This window comes from Streptomyces daghestanicus (genome assembly GCF_020521275.1).
GTDB lineage: Bacteria > Actinomycetota > Actinomycetes > Streptomycetales > Streptomycetaceae > Streptomyces > Streptomyces griseoviridis.
In genome coordinates this window covers 81,057-96,086 of record NZ_BNDX01000011.1, presented here as the reverse complement: position 1 = coordinate 96,086, position 15,030 = coordinate 81,057, and the positions used below count along the sequence as shown (strand labels likewise).

The 15,030-nt window shown below is 74.0% G+C and carries 11 protein-coding genes and 1 pseudogene; 7 read left to right on the top strand and 5 right to left on the bottom strand.

Annotated elements, in window-relative coordinates; all coding sequences use genetic code 11:
• Positions 1 to 69: 69 nt before the first annotated feature.
• The 3 genes from Sdagh_RS22795 to Sdagh_RS22785 form a co-directional block, all read right to left on the bottom strand.
• The gene (locus Sdagh_RS22795; RefSeq protein WP_189418310.1) at positions 70 to 1,941 is read right to left on the bottom strand and encodes a rhamnogalacturonan lyase; all 1,872 of its coding nucleotides are present in this window, start codon (positions 1,939 to 1,941) and stop codon (positions 70 to 72) included.
• A gap of 98 nt (positions 1,942 to 2,039) precedes the next feature.
• Complete coding sequence (locus Sdagh_RS22790) at positions 2,040 to 2,780, bottom strand: class I SAM-dependent methyltransferase (protein ID WP_189418308.1); 741 nt, start codon at positions 2,778 to 2,780, stop codon at positions 2,040 to 2,042.
• 55 nt (positions 2,781 to 2,835) lie between these two features.
• Complete coding sequence (locus Sdagh_RS22785) at positions 2,836 to 3,141, bottom strand: 4a-hydroxytetrahydrobiopterin dehydratase (protein WP_189418307.1); 306 nt, start codon at positions 3,139 to 3,141, stop codon at positions 2,836 to 2,838.
• A 144-nt stretch (positions 3,142 to 3,285) separates the two neighbouring features.
• Between Sdagh_RS22785 and Sdagh_RS22780 the strand changes: the two genes are divergently transcribed.
• The gene (locus tag Sdagh_RS22780) at positions 3,286 to 4,104 is read left to right on the top strand and encodes a helix-turn-helix domain-containing protein (RefSeq protein ID WP_189418306.1); all 819 of its coding nucleotides are present in this window, start codon (positions 3,286 to 3,288) and stop codon (positions 4,102 to 4,104) included.
• Here the strand turns inward: Sdagh_RS22780 and Sdagh_RS22775 are convergent.
• Positions 4,086 to 4,511, bottom strand: a complete 426-nt coding sequence (locus tag Sdagh_RS22775) for a hypothetical protein (protein WP_189418305.1) — start codon at positions 4,509 to 4,511, stop codon at positions 4,086 to 4,088. The two genes, Sdagh_RS22780 and Sdagh_RS22775, sit on opposite strands and share 19 nt — an antisense overlap.
• A 218-nt stretch (positions 4,512 to 4,729) precedes the next feature.
• Between Sdagh_RS22775 and Sdagh_RS22770 the strand changes: the two genes are divergently transcribed.
• The 6 genes and pseudogenes from Sdagh_RS22770 to narI all read left to right on the top strand — a co-directional run bounded on the left by Sdagh_RS22770 (position 4,730) and on the right by narI (position 13,176).
• Positions 4,730 to 5,593: a Sco1979 family transcriptional regulator gene (locus tag Sdagh_RS22770; protein WP_189418304.1), complete on the top strand. Its 864-nt coding sequence runs from the start codon at positions 4,730 to 4,732 to the stop codon at positions 5,591 to 5,593.
• An 83-nt stretch (positions 5,594 to 5,676) separates the two neighbouring features.
• A pseudogene (locus Sdagh_RS22765) lies at positions 5,677 to 6,491 on the top strand (SAM-dependent methyltransferase).
• A 176-nt stretch (positions 6,492 to 6,667) separates the two neighbouring features.
• Positions 6,668 to 10,363, top strand: a complete 3,696-nt coding sequence (locus Sdagh_RS22760) for a nitrate reductase subunit alpha (protein ID WP_190077157.1) — start codon at positions 6,668 to 6,670, stop codon at positions 10,361 to 10,363.
• 1 nt (position 10,364) lies between these two features.
• The gene (gene narH / locus Sdagh_RS22755; RefSeq protein WP_190077158.1) at positions 10,365 to 11,942 is read left to right on the top strand and encodes a nitrate reductase subunit beta; all 1,578 of its coding nucleotides are present in this window, start codon (positions 10,365 to 10,367) and stop codon (positions 11,940 to 11,942) included.
• A complete protein-coding gene (gene narJ / locus Sdagh_RS22750) occupies positions 11,942 to 12,436 on the top strand; it encodes a nitrate reductase molybdenum cofactor assembly chaperone (protein WP_189418299.1) in 495 nt (164 codons plus the stop codon). The genes narH and narJ overlap by 1 nt, the downstream gene beginning before the upstream one ends.
• Positions 12,433 to 13,176, top strand: a complete 744-nt coding sequence (gene narI, locus Sdagh_RS22745) for a respiratory nitrate reductase subunit gamma (protein ID WP_189418297.1) — start codon at positions 12,433 to 12,435, stop codon at positions 13,174 to 13,176. Before narJ ends, narI begins: the two co-directional genes overlap by 4 nt.
• A 9-nt stretch (positions 13,177 to 13,185) precedes the next feature.
• On the opposite strand, the gene Sdagh_RS22740 is transcribed toward narI, so the two are convergent.
• The gene (locus Sdagh_RS22740) at positions 13,186 to 15,015 is read right to left on the bottom strand and encodes a gamma-glutamyltransferase family protein (protein ID WP_189418295.1); all 1,830 of its coding nucleotides are present in this window, start codon (positions 15,013 to 15,015) and stop codon (positions 13,186 to 13,188) included.
• Between the last annotated feature and the right edge of the window lie 15 nt (positions 15,016 to 15,030).

The following is a 15,030-nucleotide window of genomic DNA, read 5'->3' as shown; positions in this document are numbered from 1 at the left end:
TGGGTCCGCACGGGAGGCCCGGCGGACCCATCACTGGACCTGGATAGCTTATTGCGCCTGGTCAGGCGGCTACGGCGTGTACACCGCCGGCCGCGGCGCGGTCGCCATGCCGTTGCCGAGGAAGAAGCTCGGGTGCGGGGGCTGGTTGTAGGCGGTGTTCTGCCAGGCCAGCCCGGTCCGGTACATGGTGTCGTGCAGCAGGGTGGTGATCTTCGTGGTGGTCTCGTACGGGGTCGAGTAGATCCGCAGTGCCGTGTTGTCGCCCGTCGGCCAGACGACCTCCTCGCGCCAGTCGCCGAGGATGTCGCCGGACAGGGACGGGGTCGCCTTGGTGCCGTTGTTGGAGTGGACGTCCGCGCCGGTGAGCAGGCGGGTGTCGGACGACGTGCCGTACTTGTCGATCCGGGTGCCGTCGAGGAGTTCGCGCACCGGGTCGCCGTCCCACCAGGACAGGAAGTTGGCCGAGGACGGCTCGCGGCCCTTGGTGGCGCCGGCCTCGTCGCGGATGGACGTGTCGGAGGCCGACCAGACCTCGGCGCCGTCGTTGCCCGCGTAGATGTCGCCGGCCACGCCGCGGCCGTTGTCGCAGCAGGCGGGAAGCTTCCAGCGGACCGCGCCGTTCGCCGGGTTCAGGTACACCTCGGCGGGCTGGGAGGTGGACTCGGAGACCTTGAAGTACTCCAGGCCCGCGGTGGACGGGTCCAGGTCGCCGAGGTGCTGGGCGTCGCCGTGGCCGGTCCTCGCGGTCCACAGGCCGTTGCCGTTGTCGTCCACGGCCATCGAGCCGTACACGATCTCGTCCTTGCCGTCGTTGTCGACGTCCCCGACGGAGAGGCTGTGCGAGCCCTGCCCGTCGTAGCCCTTGCCGCTGTTGGTGGAGGAGGTGGTGTCGAAGGTCCAGCGGCGGGTGAAGGCGCCGTTGCGCCAGTCCCACGCGGCGATCACGCTGCGCGTGTAGTAGCCGCGGGCCATGATGAGGGAGGGCCGGGCGCCGTCCAGGTACGCGGTGCCGGCCAGGAAGCGGTCGACGCGGTTGCCGTAGGAGTCGCCCCAGGCGGAGACCGTGCCGCGGGCCGGGGCGTAGTCGACGGTGCCCATCGCCTTGCCGGTCTGCCCGTTGAACATGGTCAGGTACTCGGGGCCGGACAGGACGTACCCGGAGGAGTTGCGGTGGTCGGCGGAGGCGCTGCCGATCACCGCGCCGGTGCCGTCGGTGGTGCCGTCGGCGGTCTTCATGGCGACCTCGGCCTTGCCGTCGCCGTCGTAGTCGTACACCTGGAACTGGGTGTAGTGGGCGCCGGAGCGGATGTTGCGGCCCAGGTCGATCCGCCACAGGCGGGTGCCGTCGAGCTTGACGCCGTCGACGATCGTGTTGCCGGTGTAACCGGACTGGGAGTTGTCCTTGGCGTTGGTGGGCTGCCACTTCAGGACGAAGTCCAGGGCGCCGTCGCCGTCGAGGTCGCCGACGGAGGCGTCGTTGGCCTCGTAGGTGTAGGCGACGCCGTCGGGGGTGGTGCCGCCGGCCGGCGGGGAGATCGGGACGTCCTTGTAGCCGGCGCGGAACTGCACCGCGTGGACGGAGTCGGCCTGTTCGACGCCGTTCACGATCGCGCGGACGGTGTAGTCGGCCTGTTCGGGGGCGCCGGAGTGGAAGTAGTTGGTGGAGCCGGTGACCGGGGACGAGTTGACCTTCGTGCCGGCCCGGTAGACGTTGAAGGAGACGTCGTTCGGGTCGGTGCCGAGCCAGCGCCAGCTGACCAGGTTGCCGGCCGAGGTGTGGACGCTGACGACGCCCCGGTCCAGCTTCTCGACCTGCCGGGCGGTGGCGGCCTCGGCGGTGTCGGCGCCGAGGGCGGTCAGTCCGGCGCCGGCCAGCGCGAGGGCCGCGGCGAGGGCGGGGACCAGGACACGGCGTCTGCCGCGCCCGTGCGGGTGCTTCATGGGGGGCCTCCTGGGAGGGCGGGGGTGTTCTCCTCCCAGTCGCCGCCGACGGCACCGGAGTTGCCGCCCCCCGCACGGTGGCCCGGCGGGCTTCGGCCTCAGGGCTTGTGGAAGGCCCGCAGCGTGAACACCGGGTCGGGGCGGGGCCGGTCCTGGTCGGGCAGGGCCGCCAGGCGGGCGGCGAACTCGTCGGCCGTCGGGGAGTCGGGCGGCAGCGTCATGAACCAGCCACGGCGCAGGTCCTCGACGGTCCGCCGGGGGCTGCGGCCCTGCCCGTGGCCGGTGAAGCGGGCCCGCCCGGCCGGGACCAGGCCGGCGGCGCGGGCGTACGCCTCGACGGCCTCGGCGGCGTCCCGGACGGGGCTGGGCGGGCGGGCGGCGAGGACGGCGTCGATGTCGCTGCCCACGTTGTGCGAGGCGCCCTTGTCGACCGTGGTGACGTACACCCCGCCGGGCCGCAGCACCCGGGCGCACTCGCCGACGACGGCCCGCGCGTCCTCCCCGGTGGCCGTCAGGTGCAGCAGCCACACACTGGTCACGGCGTCGAACCGGCCGTCCCCGAACGGCAGCCGGCGGGCGTCGGCGCGGACCACCGCGCCGGGCAGCCGGGCCGCGGCCCGCCGGATCATGGCGTCGGTGAGGTCCACCCCGGTCACCCGCAGTCCGTCGCGGGCCGCCGCGAGGCGCCGGGTGACGATCCCGGTGCCGCAGGCCGCGTCGAGCAGGACGCGGGCGCCGGGCGGCACGAGGCTCAGGACGGCCTCGGCGGCGGCGGCCGCCCGGGGCTCGCCGCCGCGCGCGGCGTCGTACCGCTCCGCTTCCTTGTCGTAGTCCAGCACATACGTCAGTGTGCCCCGGCCGGCCGTACGTCAACGTGGCCCGGCCTGCCGTGCGTCAGCGTGCCCCGTGCGCCGGGGCGAGAGCCTCGACGCGGCGGGCCAGTCCGACGTCCTTCTCGGTGACCGCGCCGCCCGCGCTGTGCGTGTGCACGCTCAGGGACACGGTGTCGTAGCCGAGCGTCAGGTCGGAGTGGTGGTCGAGTTCCTCCTGGACCTGGGCGATGTGCACGACCATCGCCGTCGCCGCGGTGTGGGAGGCGAGCCGGTAGGAGCGGGTGAGGCGGTCGCCGTCGAGCGACCAGCCCGGCAGCCCGGCCAGCCGGTCCTCGATCTCCTCGGGTGACAGCGGTACGACGGGCATGGGCCGCGTCTCCTTCCCTGACGGCGCCCCGGAGGGCGGGCGGCGGTCCCCCGGCGGCGGGCGTCGGCCGGGGTCCACCCCAGCGTGCCACAGGAGGGCCGTACGGGCTCCGCGCGGCCGCGCCGGTCGGCTACGGTTCCCCTCATGACCGCTGACGCGTCGTCCGTGCCCGCCGCCTGCCGGGGTGTGGGTCCGCTGCTGCGGGCCTGGCGGGAGCGGCGCCGGGTGAGCCAGCTGGAGCTGGCGTCGCGCGCCGGTTCCTCCGCCCGGCACATCAGCTTCGTGGAGACGGGCCGGTCCCGGCCGAGCGCCGAGCTGGTGCTGCGGCTGGCCGAGCACCTGGACGTACCGGTCAGGGAGCGCAACGCGCTGCTGCTCGCGGCCGGTTACGCCCCGCACTATCCGGAGACCCCGCTGGACGACCCGGCGCTGGACACCCTGCGGGCCGGCCTGGAACGGCTGATACGCGGCTACGAGCCCTACCCGGCGCTGGTGGTGGACGCGGCGTACGACGTGGTGGCCGCCAACCGGGGGGTCACGATGCTGCTGGACGGCGTCCCGGAGCGGTTGCTGGCGCCGCCGCTGAACGCGCTGCGGCTGACGCTGCACCCGGAGGGCCTCGCACCGCGCATCCGCAATCTGCGCGTCTGGCGCGGACACCTGCTGGCCCGCCTGGAGCGGCAGACGGCCCTGCACCGCTCGCCCCGGCTGCGGGCGCTGTACGACGAGGTCGCGGCCTATCCGGTGCCCGAGGGCGGCGGCCCGGAGGCCGGGCCCGAGGAACCGGAGCCGTTCCCCGCGCTGCCGATGCAGGTGGAGCACGCCGGGCGGACGCTGTCGTTCCTCTCCTCGATCTCCACCTTCAACACGCCGATGGACGTGACCGTCGCCGAGCTGGCCGTGGAGACCCTGCTCCCCGCCGACCCGGCGACCGCCGAGTACCTTCAGGGACGCGCGCTCTGACGCTCCCTCAGCGACCGGTGCTGGGCCAGGGCGAAGCCGGCGACGACCAGCGCCTGCGCCACCGTCCAGACCGCGCCGGCCGTGGTGGGCGACAGCCACAGCACGAGGGCCGCCAGGCTCAGCACCGCCCAGGCGAGGTTGGCCGCCACGACCGTCCGCACCCCCGTGGCGGACGGTTCGCGGCGGCCGGCCAGCAGGCCCACGGCGGCGGCGTAGAGGGCGAGTGCCGCGCCGAGGGCGAGCAGCAGCCCGGAGCCCGCGCCGAGGAGGTCGCCGAGCGGGCCGGACAGGGCGAGGTAGGCGAGCCCGTTGGCGCCGGTCACCGCGGCGTCGAGGGCCAGGAAGCGGCGGAGCGCCACGCCGGGCTCACGGGTCCGGGCGAGGACGGCAAAGTAGGTCGTGGACATGACGGGACGCCTCCGGGCGGTGCGGGAGCGGGCGGGGCACCGGGGGCCGGGACGGGGCTCACCGGCCCGGCGCCCGGTGTGCGCCCCACGATGACGGACAGGCGGCGGCCGGTCGATTACCCCGGAGGTCATCGTGCCGGTGCCCGGCCCGGCTTGTGGTAGGGGGCGGGTGGCGTGAAAGACTGCGCGCATGCGTGGGCACGTGGGAGGGGCGTGGCGTGAGTGACCGACGACCCGCGCCCACCGTCGGTCAGGTGGTGCTGGGCAAGCGGCTCCAGGAGCTGCGGGAGGCGGCCGGCCTGAGCCGGGAGGCGGCCGCGAAGGTGCTGCGGGTGGCCCCCGCCACCGTACGGCGCATGGAGACGGCCGAGGTCGCCCTGAAGATCCCCTACGTCCAGCTGCTGCTGCACGCGTACGGGGTGCCCGAGGACGAGGTGACGGCCTTCGTCGACCTCACGGAGGAGGCCAACCGGCCGGGCTGGTGGCAGCGCTACCACGACGTGCTGCCGGACTGGTTCAGCCTGTACGTCAGCCTGGAGGGCGCCGCCCGGATCATACGGTCCTACGAGCCGCACTTCGTACCGGGACTGCTCCAGACCGAGGACTACGCGCGGGCCGTGATGGAGACCGGCACGATCGGCACCTCCGGGCCGGACACGGTCGACCGGCACGTCGCGCTGCGCATGGAGCGGCAGCGGCTGCTGGAGCGCGAGGGGCCGCCGCACCTGTGGGTGGTCATGGACGAGACGGTGCTGCGCCGCCCGGTCAGCTCCGACGGCCGGGTCATGCGGGAACAGCTCGACAAGCTGCTGGACTTCGCCGGCCGGGAGCGGGTGACCCTTCAGGTCGCCGAGTTCGCCACCGGCCCGCACCCGGGGACGTACGCGCCGTTCACGCTGTTCCGGTTCGCGGAGCCGGAGCTGCCGGACATGGTCTTCACCGAGTATCTGACGGGTGCCCTGTACCTGGACTCCCGGGACGAGGTCTCCACCCACCTGGAGGTGCTGGACCACATGACGGCGCTGGCCGCCTCCGCGTCGCGTACGCAGAAGATCCTGCGCGAGTACCGCGAGCGCTGCTGAGCCCGCCCCGTCCCGGAAGGCCCCCCGGGCACCCCGCCCGAGACGGCCGGCCCGTACGCGGAGCCCCGAGGAGAACGCCGCGCGTGACCGCCCGGGACGACGCCGTGCCCGCCACCGGCACCGGCCGGCCGCACCCGGCCCGTGTCCCACGACCGGTGGCTGGGCGGCAAGGTCAACTGCCCGGTGGACGAGGAGCCGGCCCGCAGGATGCTCGCCGCCGACGAGACGGCGGTGCGCGGCGCCCGCGCCAACCGCCGAGTCACGCACCGGGCGGTGCGCACGGCCGCCGAGGCGGGCATCCGCCGGTTCCTCGACGTCGGCACCGGCGTACCGGCCCGGCCGAACCCGCACCAGGTGGCGCAGGGCGTGGCGCCCGGGTGCCGGGTGGTGTGCGCGGACAACGACCCGATCGTGCCGCGGCACGCCGAGGCGCTGCTGACCGGTTCCGCCGAGGGCGCCACCGACCACGTCCACGCCGACGTCCGCGGCCCGGACACGATCCTGCGGCCGGCGGGCGAGTCCCTGGACCCGGCCCGGCCGGTCGCCCTGTCGCCGGTGGCCCTGACGCACCACCTGGGGGACGCGGTCGACGGCGGCGGCGCGCACGGGCTGCCGAAGCGGTGCGTCGGCGCCCTCGCGCCCGGCGGTTTCCTGGTCCTGTCGCAGGTCACCGCCGATCTGAACCCGGAGGCCGTGGGCAGGGCCGCCGCGCTGTCCGCGCGGTACGGCACCCCGTTCCTCCCGCGTCCGCCGGCCGGGTCCGCCCGGTTCTCCGACGGTCCGGAGCTGCTGGGTCCGGGGGTGCTCCCGGTGACCGGGGGGCGGCCGGAGCCGGTGGACGTGGCGGCGCGGGCGGAGGGCATCGAGCCGGTGTACGCGGGGGGCCCGCAAGCCCTGACCCTGGGCGGGGGAACCCGTACGCGCGACCCCTCCGGGGGAACCCGTACGCGCGACCCCGGCGGGGAAACCCGTACGGCGACCCCGGCGGGGGAACCCGTACGGGCGCCGTGAACGGGTGCGCTCCCGTGCCCGGCCCTAGGTTCGTGAACCAGGGCCGCCGGCAAGGGAGCGCACGTGACGGACACGCGGACACCGCCCGCCGAGCCGGGCGCGGTGCTGCTGCGCGCGGGACGGTTCCTGCGGCGCGGGACGGCCTCGCCCGACCTGCACAGCATCGGGCTGGCGGGCGGGCGCGAGGCGGACGCCTTCTACCGGGACCGCTGGAGCCACGACAAGGTCGTGACCTCCACGCACGGCGTCAACTGCACGGGCTCGTGCCGCTGGAACGTCTTCGTCAAGGACGGCATCATCACCTGGGAGACCCAGGCGACGGACTACCCGTCGGTCGGCCCGGACCGCCCGGAGTACGAGCCGCGCGGCTGCCCGCGGGGCGCCGCCTTCTCCTGGTACACGTACTCCCCCACCCGGATGCGCTACCCGTACGTGCGGGGGGTGCTCCTGGAGATGTACCGGGAGGCGAAGGCCCGGCTGAAGGACCCGGTGCTGGCCTGGGCGGACCTCCAGGGCGACCCCGGGCGGCGGCGCCGCTACCAGCGGGCCCGGGGCAAGGGCGGCCTGGTGCGGGCGTCCTGGGACGAGATGGTGGAGCTGGTGGCCGCCGCGCACGTGCACACCATCAAGGCCCACGGCCCGGACCGGATCGCCGGGTTCTCCCCGATCCCCGCGATGTCGATGGTGTCGCACGCGGCGGGCGCCCGCTTCCACTCCCTGATCGGCGCGCCGATGCTGTCGTTCTACGACTGGTACGCCGACCTCCCCGTCGCCTCCCCGCAGGTCTTCGGCGACCAGACGGACGTGCCGGAGTCGGGCGACTGGTGGGACGCGGCGTATCTGATCATGTGGGGCACGAACGTCCCGGTCACCCGCACCCCGGACGCGCACTGGATGGCGGAGGCCCGCTACCGGGGCCAGAAGGTCGTGGTGGTCTCCCCGGACTACGCGGACAACACCAAGTTCGCCGACCAGTGGCTGCACCCGCACCCCGGCACGGACGCCGCGCTGGCCCTGGCCATGGGGCACGTGGTGCTGAAGGAGTTCTTCGTCGACCGGGAGACGCCGTTCTTCACGGACTACGTACGGCGCTTCACCGACCTGCCGTTCCTGGTCACCCTGGCCGAGCGGGACGGGGCGTACGTCCCGGCGAAGTTCCTGCGCGCCGCCGACCTCGGGCAGGGCGGCGAGGACGCGCGGTGGAAGACGGTGGTGCTGGACGAGACGACGGGCCGGGCGGTGGTCCCCAACGGCTCGCTCGGCTTCCGCTGGAACGAGGCCGACCAGGGCAGGTGGAACCTGGACCTCGGGGACGTCGGCCCCCGCCTCACCCTGCACGGCCACGAGGCCGCGGCGGGCGTCGAGGTGCTCCTCCCCCGCTTCGACACCGACGGCGGCCCGCACGGCCAGGGGCGCGGCGAGGCGGTCCGGCGCGGGGTGCCCGCGACCCGGCTGGGCGGCCCCGGCGGCCCGCTGGTGACGACCGTCTTCGACCTGCTGCTGGCCCAGTACGGCGTCGCCCGCCCCGGCGTGCCGGGCACCTGGCCGGCGTCGTACGAGGACCCGGCCGACCCCTGCACCCCGGCCTGGCAGGAGACGCACACCTCGGTGCCAGCGGCGGCCTGTGTGCGCGTCGCCCGGGAGTTCGCGCGGACGGCGGAGCGCTCCAAGGGCCGCTGCATGATCCTGATGGGCGCGGGGACGAACCACTGGTTCCACTCCGAGACGATCTACCGGGCCTTCCTCGCCCTGCTCCAGCTCACCGGCTGTCAGGGCCGCAACGGCGGCGGCTGGGCGCACTACGTCGGCCAGGAGAAGTGCCGCCCGCTGACCGGCTGGGCCTCCCTGGCGGGCGGCCTGGACTGGGCCCGGCCGCCCCGGCAGATGATCGGCACCGGGTACTGGTTCCTCCACACCGACCAGTGGCGCTACGACCGGTTCGGCGCCGACGTCCTGGCCTCGCCGCTGGGTGAGGGCAGGTTCCGGGGCATGACCGGCGCGGACTGCCTGGCGCTGTCGGCGCGGGCGGGGTGGATGCCGTCGTACCCGACCTTCGACCGCAATCCGCTGGAGCTGGGCGAGGTGTCCGGCGACCCGGTGGCCGAGGCGGTGGCCGAACTGCGGGCCGGGACGCTGAGGTTCGCGTGCGAGGACCCGGACGCGCCGGAGAACTGGCCGCGGATCGTGACCCTGTGGCGGGCCAACCTGCTGGGGTCCTCCGCGAAGGGCGCCGAGTACTTCACCAAGCACCTGCTGGGCACGCACTCCTCGCTCCGGGCCCAGGAGGCGGCGCCCGGGGAGCGGCCCCGGGACGTGGTCTGGCACGACGAGGCGCCCGAGGGCAAGCTCGACCTGCTGCTCTCGCTGGACTTCCGGCACACCTCCTCCACCCTGCTCTCCGACGTCGTCCTGCCGGCCGCGACCTGGTACGAGAAGCACGACCTGTCCAGCACCGACATGCACCCCTATGTGCACGCCTTCTCCCCGGCGGTCGACCCGCCCTGGCAGGCCCGCACCGACGTCGACACCTTCAAGGCGCTGGCGGAGAAACTGAGCGAGCTGGCCGCGGGGCACCTCGGTGTCCGCAGGGACCTGGTCGCCTCGCCCCACCAGCACGACACCCCGGGCGAGCTGGCCCAGCCCGGCGGTGTGGTACGGGACTGGAAGCGCGGCGAGTGCGAACCGGAGCCGGGGAGGACCCTGCCCGCGCTGACCGTCGTGGAGCGCGACTACACGGCGATCGGCGCGAAGTTCGCGGCGCTCGGCCCGCTGGCCGAGGCCGAGGGGCTGCCCGCCAAGGGCATCACCCTGCGCCCGGACGAGGAGGTGGCGCTGCTGCGGGAGCTGAACGGCGCGGTGCGCGGCGGCCCGGCACACGGGCGTCCGGCGCTGGACACGGCGGTGAAGACGGCCAACACGATCCTCGCCCTGTCCGGCACCACCAACGGCCGCCTGGCCGTGCAGGGGTTCCGCACCCTGGGGGCGAAGACCGGGCAGGAGATGGCCCACCTGGCCGCCGAGCACGAGGGCCGGCGGGTCACCTACGCGGACACCCAGTCCGCGCCGGTGCCGGTGAACGCCTCCCCGGAGTGGTCGGGCAGCGAGCACGGCGGACGCCGGTACACGGCGTTCACACAGAACACCGAGCAGCTCAAGCCCTGGCACACCCTCACCGGCCGGCAGCACCTCTTCCTCGACCACGACTGGATGCACGAGCTGGGCGAGGCGCTGCCGGTCTACCGGCCGCCGCTGGACATGCACCGCCTGTTCGGCGAGCCCCGGCTCGGCCCGGACGGCACCCGGGAAGTCACGGTCCGCTACCTCACCCCGCACAACAAGTGGTCGATCCACTCCGAGTACCAGGACAACCTGTTCATGCTGTCCCTCTCCCGGGGCGGGCAGAGCATCTGGATGGCCCCGCAGGACGCCGACGCCATCGGGGTGGCGGACGACGACTGGATCGAGGCGGTCAACCGCAACGGCGTGGTGGTGGCCCGCGCGATCGTCTCGCACCGGATGCCGCCCGGCACGGTCTACATGCACCACGCGCAGGAACGCACGGTGAACGTCCCGCTGGCCGAGACCACCGGCATGCGCGGCGGCATCCACAACTCGCTGACCCGGCTGATCCTCAAGCCGACCCATCTGATCGGCGGGTACGCCCAGTTCTCCTGGGCGTTCAACTACCTCGGCCCCACGGGCAACCAGCGCGACGAGGTGACGGTGATCCGCCGGCGCGGCCAGGAGGTCGAGTACTGACATGCGTGTGATGGCACAGATCGCGATGGTGATGAACCTCGACAAGTGCATCGGCTGCCACACCTGCTCGGTCACCTGCAAGCAGGCGTGGACCAACCGCCGGGGCATGGAGTACGTCTGGTTCAACAACGTGGAGACCCGCCCCGGCCAGGGCTACCCCCGCCGCTACGAGGACCAGGAGAAGTGGCGCGGCGGCTGGGAGCTGAACCGGCGCGGCGCGCTGAAGCTCAAGGCGGGAGGCCGGTTCAAGAAGCTCGCCGGGATCTTCTCCAACCCCAGGCTCCCCGAGATCAAGGACTACTACGAGCCCTGGACGTACGACTACAGGAACCTCACCGACGCCCCGCTCGGCACCGACTACCCCGTGGCCCGGCCCGTCTCCCAGCTCGACGGCAAGCCGATGAAGATCGCCTGGTCGTCGAACTGGGACGACAACCTGGGCGGCGCCCCGGCCTACGGCGACCTCGACCCGGTGGTGGAGCGGGTCCGGCGGGAGGCGTCGGACAAGGTGCGGTTCGCCTACGAAGAGTCGTTCATGTTCTACCTGCCGCGCATCTGCGAGCACTGCCTCAACCCGTCGTGCGTGGCGTCCTGCCCGTCCGGGGCGATGTACAAACGCGCGGAGGACGGCATCGTCCTGGTCGACCAGGACCGCTGCCGGGGCTGGCGGATGTGCGTGACGGGGTGCCCGTACAAGAAGGTGTACTTCAACCACCGCACCGGCAAGGCCGAGAAGTGCACCTTCTGCTACCCGCGCATCGAGGTCGGGCAGCCCACGGTCTGCTCGGAGACCTGCGTGGGCCGGCTGCGCTACCTGGGTGTGCTGCTCTACGACGCGGACAAGGTGACGGCGGCGGCCGGAACGGCGGACGAACGCGGCTTGTACGAAGCCCAGTTGGACGTGTTCCTCGACCCGGAGGACCCCGCGGTGCGGCGGGCCGCGGAAGCGGCGGACATCCCGTACGACTGGATCGAGGCGGCCCGCCGCTCCCCCGTGCACGCGCTGATCAGCAGGTACCGGGTCGCGCTGCCGCTGCACCCGGAGTACCGGACGATGCCGATGGTCTGGTACATCCCGCCGCTCTCCCCGGTGGTCGACGCGCTGACGGAGACCGGGCACGACGGGGAGGACGCCGGCAACCTGTTCGGCGCGATCGACACCCTGCGCATCCCGCTGGAGTACCTGGCGGAGCTGTTCGCCGCCGGGGACACCGGGCCGGTGCGGGCCTCCCTGGAGAAGCTCGCCGCGATGCGCGCCCACATGCGGGCGGTCAACCTCGGCGAGGAGACCGATCCCGGCGTCGCGGGCGCCGTGGGGATGGCACCGGACGAGATCGAGGACATGTACCGCCTCCTCGCCATCGCCAAGTACGAGGAGCGGTACGTCATCCCGACGGCCGCCGTCGGGGACGCGCACCGGCTGGAGGCGTCCGCGCTGCCGGACACCTGCGCGGTGGACGGCGACGGGCCGTTCGGCCAGGACTCGGGCCGCAGGCGGCTGCCGCTGGTGCCGGTGGAGAACTTCCACATCCTGCGCCGCCGGCAGACCGCCGACGAGCCGTCCGACAGGGAGGTCTGATGCCCGGTTTCGAGGTGCTTTACCAGGCGGCGGCGCTCTGCCTGACCTACCCGGACGAGGACTTCCGGGCCCGGCTGCCGCTGCTGCGGGAGGCCGCGCCGCAGCTGCGGGAGTTCACCGACCACGCGGTGGTGACGGCCCAGCCCGAACTCCAGGCGCACTACGTCGAGGTGTTCGACTTCAGGAACCGGCACAGTCTCTACCTGAGCTGGTGGAGCGACGGCGACACCCGGCGGCGCGGCATGTCCCTGGTCCGGTTCAAGGAGCTGTACCGCGCGCACGGCCTGGAGTGCACCGGCGAGGAACTCCCCGACTTCCTGCCCGCCGTGCTGGAGTTCACCTCCCGCACCGGGGAGACGGGCCCGCTGGTCGAGTACCGCGACGCCCTGGAGCAGCTCCGTACCCGGCTCACCGCCTTCGGCACGCCCTACGCGTGCGTCCTGGACGCGGTGTGCGCCACCCTGCCGCCCGCCACCGCCGGAGCCCGCCGATGACCGTCTTCCTCTGGGCCGTCCTGCCCTACGCCGCGTTCGTCTCCCTGGTCGCCGGACTGGTCTGGCGGCACCGCTACGACCGCTTCGGCTGGACCACCCGCTCCTCCCAGGTCTACGAGTCCAGGCTGCTGAACATCGCCTCCCCGGTTTTCCACTACGGCATCCTGTTCGTCCTCGCCGGCCACCTCATCGGCCTGTTCGTCCCCGAGTCGTGGACCGACGCGATCGGTGTGCACGAGCGCGCCTACCACCTCTTCTCCCTGTACGGCGGCACTCTCGCCGGGGCGCTCGCGGTCCTCGGCATCGGGGCGCTGGTCTACCGGCGGCGCACCAACGCACCGGTCTTCCGGGCCACCACCGCCAACGACAAGTTCATGTACGTCTTCCTGGTCGGCGCGATCCTCCTCGGCATGGCCGCCAAGCTCGCCCACTCCACCGGCACGGGTTACGACTACCGGCACTCCCTCGCCCCGTGGGCGCGCAGTCTGTTCCGGCTGAGCCCCGAGACGGGCCTGATGGCGGACGTGCCGGCGCTGTACCAGGCGCACGCGGTGGTCGGCATGCTGCTGATCGCGCTGGTGCCGTACACCCGGCTGGTGCACATGTTCAGCGCGCCGGTGCAGTACCTGGTCCGTCCGTACGTCGTCTACCGCTCCCGCGACCCGGAGCGGCTCGGCCCCCGGCCGGACCGGCCGGGGTGGGAGCGGGCGGAGGTACGGCAGCCGGGCGGGGGGCGGTAGGGCAGCGGCTCAGCGGCCGACGGCGTACCCCTGCATGCCGCGCGGGTTGGCCGCCGCCGACAGGACGCCGGTCTCCGGATCGCGGGCGACCGCGCACAGCCGCCCCTCCGACCAGGGGCCGGACACCGTGACGCGGTGTCCGCGGCGGCGCAGGCCGTCGATGACGTCGGCCCCGAAGCGGGACTCCAGGACGACCGAGCCCGGGTCCATGAGCCGCGGGTAGAACGACGACGGGAAGCTCTCGGTGTGCCAGTTCGGGGCGTCGATCGCGCCTTGCAGGTCGAGGCCGCCGCGGAACCTCTCGCGCAGGGCGACGGCGAGCAGGAAGTGCGGGCTCCACTGGTCCTGCTGGTCACCGCCGGGGGTGCCGAAGGCGAGCACCGGCACGCCGTCGCGCAGGGCGAGGGACGGGGTGAGGGTGGTGCGCGGGCGCCGTCCGGGGGTGAGGGAGTTGGGCAGCCCCGGCTCCAGCCAGGTCATCTGGAGCCGGGTGCCGAGCGGGAAGCCGAGGGCGGGGACGACGGGGTTGGACTGGAGCCAGCCGCCGCTGGGTGTCGCCGCGACCATGTTGCCCCAGCGGTCCACGACGTCGAGGTGGCAGGTGTCGCCCCGGGTGGCGCCGTCCCGGGCGACGGTCGGCTCGCCCGCCCCCGGGGTGACGGCCACCGCGGGGTCCGCGTCCGGGGAGGCCGCCGCGGGCAGCCGGGGCGTCCGCCCGTCGGGGCGGCCCGGCCGCAGCTCGGACGAGGCACGCCCGGCGTCGACCAGGGCGCGCCGTCCCGCGTTGTACCCGGGTGACAGCAGCGTCCGCAGCGGTACGGCGGCGGGGTCCGCGTCGCCGTACCACGCCTCCCGGTCGGCCATCGCCAGTTTGGTGCCTTCGACCAGGGTGTGCACGTACTCCGCGCCGCCGTACTCAGCCCCGCTGCCGGGAGCGCCGAAGTCGTCGTCCAGCAGGGCGAGTTGCTGGAGGAAGACCGGGCCTTGGCTCCAGGGGCCGGCCTTGGCGACGGTCCAGCCGTTCCAGGTGTGGGTGACCGGCTCCTCGTAGTGCGCGGCGTACCCGGCGAGGTCGTCGCCGGTGAGGGTGCCGGTGTGGCGTTCGCCGGAGGTGTCCCTCGTGGGCCGGGCGGCGAAGTCCGCCAGCGCCTCCGCGACGAACCCCTCCCGCCAGACGCGGCGGGCCGCCTCGATCTCCGCCTCCCGGCGTGCGGGACCCACGACGGCCCCGGCGACCGCCCGTGCCTCGGTGAGCAGACGCCGCCAGGTCGCCGCGAGGGCGGGGTTCTTGAGGAGGGCACCGGGGGCCGGGGGCCGGCCGCCGGGGAGGTAGATCTCGGCGGAACTGGTCCACTCGGTTTCGAACAGTTCCCGGACCGTCTCCACCGTCGCGCCGATCCGCTCGACCGCCGGGTGCCCGTGCTCGGCGTATCCGATGGCGTACTTCAGCACGTCCGCGAGGGACTTGGTGCCGTGGTCGCGCAGGAGCAGCAGCCAGGCGTCGAAGGCACCGGGCACGGCGGCGGCCAGCGGGCCGGTGCCGGGGACCAGGTCCAGGCCGAGGGAGGTGTAGTGCGCGATGGTCGCCCCGGCCGGCGCGGGCCCCTGCCCGCACAGCACGCGGGGCGCGGCCCCGGCGGGCGCGACGATGACCGGCACCTCGCCCGCCGGGCCGTTCAGGTGCGGCTCCACGACGTGCAGGGTGAACGCCCCGGCCACCGCGGCGTCGAAGGCGTTGCCGTCGTCCTCCAGCACGGCCAGGGCGGCGGCGGAGGCCAGCCAGTGCGTGGCGGACACCATGCCGAAGGTGCCCTGGAGGGTGGGGCGGGTGGTGAACATGGGGCCTCTCACCTC

What these genes read in the sequence shown, in the direction of transcription:
- Sdagh_RS22795 (WP_189418310.1), bottom strand. Translation starts at nt 1,941, where the DNA reads ATGAAGCACCCGCACGGGCGCGGCAGACGCCGTGTCCTGGTCCCCGCC.
- Sdagh_RS22785 (WP_189418307.1), bottom strand. Translation starts at nt 3,141, where the DNA reads ATGCCCGTCGTACCGCTGTCACCCGAGGAGATCGAGGACCGGCTGGCC.
- Sdagh_RS22780 (WP_189418306.1), top strand. Translation starts at nt 3,286, where the DNA reads ATGACCGCTGACGCGTCGTCCGTGCCCGCCGCCTGCCGGGGTGTGGGT.
- Sdagh_RS22775 (WP_189418305.1), bottom strand. Translation starts at nt 4,511, where the DNA reads ATGTCCACGACCTACTTTGCCGTCCTCGCCCGGACCCGTGAGCCCGGC.
- narH (WP_190077158.1), top strand. Translation starts at nt 10,365, where the DNA reads ATGCGTGTGATGGCACAGATCGCGATGGTGATGAACCTCGACAAGTGC.
- narJ (WP_189418299.1), top strand. Translation starts at nt 11,942, where the DNA reads ATGCCCGGTTTCGAGGTGCTTTACCAGGCGGCGGCGCTCTGCCTGACC.
- narI (WP_189418297.1), top strand. Translation starts at nt 12,433, where the DNA reads ATGACCGTCTTCCTCTGGGCCGTCCTGCCCTACGCCGCGTTCGTCTCC.
- Sdagh_RS22740 (WP_189418295.1), bottom strand. Translation starts at nt 15,015, where the DNA reads ATGTTCACCACCCGCCCCACCCTCCAGGGCACCTTCGGCATGGTGTCC.